Source organism: Cellulomonas persica, from assembly GCF_007989825.1.
Taxonomy (GTDB): domain Bacteria; phylum Actinomycetota; class Actinomycetes; order Actinomycetales; family Cellulomonadaceae; genus Cellulomonas; species Cellulomonas persica.
In genome coordinates this window covers 1-2,770 of the sequence record NZ_BJUA01000037.1, presented here as the reverse complement: position 1 = coordinate 2,770, position 2,770 = coordinate 1, and the positions used below count along the sequence as shown (strand labels likewise).

Below are 2,770 nucleotides of genomic sequence, written 5' to 3'. Positions count from 1 at the left end.
CCGAGTACCAGATCGGCAACTGGGCTCCCGACATCGCGCTCATGGCTGTCGGAGGGCTTGGCGGCATTCGAGTCGGCATGCGCGCAGGAACCAAGCTGTTCGCTGGGTTCTCGAAAGCAGAGAGCGTGGCGACAAAGGCCTGGTCGCGCATCGGCCGGGTGTTTGGCCGAAGTCGCTCGATTGACGACCTATTGCGGCCCGGCGGACGGACGATCGGCAAGGCGGGAACGGACAGTGGCATCCGAGAGATTGCGGGAGGTCTTCCGGAAGCCCAGGCCATGTTCCAGCAACTCAGTCACGGCGGAACTGTCGTCGCGCAGACGCCGAAGTTGACGCGAGTCGCGCTGCCGAACGATGGCGGATTCGTCCAGCTGCGAACGTCGATGTCGCGCAGCCCGAATACGGCCGCAACGATCGACCTCAACATTCCGGGCATCGACATCAGGAAGCTAAAGTACAACCCATGACCAGTAGACTGACTGTAGCGGCCTCGGTGGCGATTGCTATCTACCGAGAGCTGGACGACGACTATGTGGGCCTTTGGGTGCTCGCGTGGCACGTTCGGCGTGCCCTTCCTCAGGTGAGCGACAATGACGTACGCGACATCTCGGCGGCGGTCCTAGAGGCATTGGTAGGTCGAGATGCAGCCCTCGGAACCCTCGACGAGGCCACGGGGCTTTTCTATCCATGGGATGCGGATGCGGCGGTCGCAGTCGCAATGTCCGCCTGGCGCGATCTGGGCCGCGACCCGAACATTGGGGAGATCGGATGGCTCGCCCTCACGTCCTAGGCCAGCTTCTCGTCGTCACTCTCGCGCCCCGGACGTTGGCTCGGCCCGAGAGCCCTCTGGGGCGAGCACTACAGTGCCTGCTATCTCGGGCTCACGTTCGCCTGCGACACCCATCACGGCGTCTTCGGGTTCGGCGATGCCGAGGTTCAGCGCGGCCTTCGACGCGGGCGACTGCTGCAGGATCACCCGACACCGGGTGAGTGGTGATCATGCCGCAAGGGCGGGGTTCTGTGCGGTGAAGGCGAGCACCAACGACGGCAGTCGCCGCGGCGGCCCTGGCTGACGTGTGCCGCGACACCGACGCGGGTCGAGTTCTCTGGCTTCCTTCTGGTCGAGAGTTGAGACATGTTCGGTTGGACAGGAGCCATGCGATGAGCATCGCGATGAGAAGCCGGCGGTCACGGCGTTCGATAGCCCTCGCCCTCAGCGTTGCTCTCGTGGCGTCGGCCGCGGCTTGCTCGTCTGGGCGCGACATCCGATCGGGCCTTCCTGCGGAGTGGGAAGGCGAAGGCGTGTGGGACATGTCGATCGTCGCATGGGTGAGGATTGAGCCGGATCAGAGTGCGGTGCTGCGAAACGTGCGGGTGTGGAGCGGTGACGCCGAGTGTGAGGACGAAGAGCCGTCGCTCTACTCCGGTCCGGCGACCTGGGAGTGGGACGGAGGGTTCACGATGACTCTGCCGGACGGCCGGGGGGTGACCGTGTGGCCGAGCGTCTGGCTCGGCGATCAGGTCTGGTCGAAAGTTGCGGTCCTGACGTGCGGGCCGGAGTCGTCGGATGATCGCGTCATGTTCCTCGTCTGCGGCGGACCCGATGGTCAGATTGAGGACCCGGTGGACGGCTGAGCGCCGCCTGCACCCATAGCAGTCTGACGAGGAACCCGCTCGCTCGGTGACACTTCCCTGATCCGTCTGGCTTGGGGACGATCGTCGGTCTGATCGCCTTAGCGCTGGTGGGCGAGCCCGCGGCACGACTCTGGCCGCGATCCCGAACTCTAGGTGGGCTGCGAGTAGCGTCCTCCAGCAGTACACCGAGCCGTTGGGTGCGGCGCGAGAGCACGCCGAGTGCCCGGAGATGCTTCAAGCGATTGGATTGTCGTGAGCGAGTACGTCGAGCTCCGTGAGAAGCGAAACCGAGGCTGGCCCTCGCCCGAGGCGTCCTTTGGTCGTTCTCCCATGTACGGCGAAGACGGGTGGTGCTCCAAATGCGGAGTACCCAACCGCGCCCAGGTCGGATCGCTCGTGCTCCAAGGGCGCGGAATGAGTGTCCACGGAGCCTGGCTGCCATATCGGCGCTACGAGGCGATTTGTGTCGATAGCCAGTTGGCTTCTCGAGTTCGTGCGCGCTTCAATGTCGAGCTGCGAGCGGTCGAATGGCGCGGATCGGCCAAGGGCGACGCCTAGCAACTCGTGGTCCCGGCTACTGGCGAGTCGTGGTTTGACCGTGGAGAGCTCGAGGCGGCGGCAACGGCGCGCCACGGCCTACCGGGATCGCCGTGTCCCGTCTGTGGAATCTGGAAGTGGATGCCTCTGGGCTACGGGGAGTTGCCCCGCATCCGAGCCTGTCTGGGCAAGGACGCGCCGGATGTCGTCGCGAGCCCCGAGTGGTTCGGCGATGGCATGAGCGGCTTTCGGCAGCTGCTGGTGCGGCGGGAACTGGCGGAAGTGCTGGCCGGCGCCAGCCCGAAGGACTTCGCGGTCTGGCCCGTCGAGGAACTCTTGCCCGTCGAACGGTGAGGGGTTCGGCACCCGTCCGGCTGTCGCAGGGCTCGTCGTCCGCTGCTCTGCTCGACCGACGTCAATGGGCCGATGGTCGGATCGGCTGCCCGTCGGCCCGAGCTAGTGGCCGACGGTGATGAGGCCTGACTCGTAGGCGGCCACGACGAGCTGGGTGCGGGTGGTGCAGCCGAGCTTGCGGAGCAGGGCGTGGACGTGGGCTTTGACGGTGGCCTCGCCGACGCCGAGCTGGTCGGCGACGGCC

At 66.0% G+C, this 2,770-nt stretch carries 5 protein-coding genes; 4 read left to right on the top strand and 1 reads right to left on the bottom strand.

Annotated features, from left to right (window positions below; translation table 11 throughout):
• The 4 genes from CPE01_RS16575 to CPE01_RS16190 form a co-directional block, all read left to right on the top strand.
• On the top strand, positions 1–467 hold a 467-nt coding region (locus CPE01_RS16575; protein WP_186811594.1), incomplete at its 5' end, for a hypothetical protein.
• A complete protein-coding gene (locus CPE01_RS16200) occupies positions 464–790 on the top strand; it encodes a hypothetical protein (protein WP_146807839.1) in 327 nt (108 codons plus the stop codon). The genes CPE01_RS16575 and CPE01_RS16200, both read left to right, overlap by 4 nt.
• Before the next feature lie 371 nt (positions 791–1,161).
• Positions 1,162–1,635, top strand: a complete 474-nt coding sequence (locus CPE01_RS16195; RefSeq protein ID WP_146807838.1) for a hypothetical protein — start codon at positions 1,162–1,164, stop codon at positions 1,633–1,635.
• A gap of 678 nt (positions 1,636–2,313) precedes the next feature.
• Positions 2,314–2,526: a hypothetical protein gene (locus CPE01_RS16190; protein ID WP_146807837.1), complete on the top strand. Its 213-nt coding sequence runs from the start codon at positions 2,314–2,316 to the stop codon at positions 2,524–2,526.
• Between the two features lie 102 nt (positions 2,527–2,628).
• Here the strand turns inward: CPE01_RS16190 and CPE01_RS16185 are convergent.
• The coding region (locus tag CPE01_RS16185; protein WP_146807836.1) for a response regulator transcription factor at positions 2,629–2,770 on the bottom strand (142 nt) is incomplete at its 5' end.

What these genes read in the sequence shown, in the direction of transcription:
- CPE01_RS16200 (WP_146807839.1), top strand. Translation starts at nt 464, where the DNA reads ATGACCAGTAGACTGACTGTAGCGGCCTCGGTGGCGATTGCTATCTAC.
- CPE01_RS16195 (WP_146807838.1), top strand. Translation starts at nt 1,162, where the DNA reads ATGAGCATCGCGATGAGAAGCCGGCGGTCACGGCGTTCGATAGCCCTC.
- CPE01_RS16190 (WP_146807837.1), top strand. Translation starts at nt 2,314, where the DNA reads ATGCCTCTGGGCTACGGGGAGTTGCCCCGCATCCGAGCCTGTCTGGGC.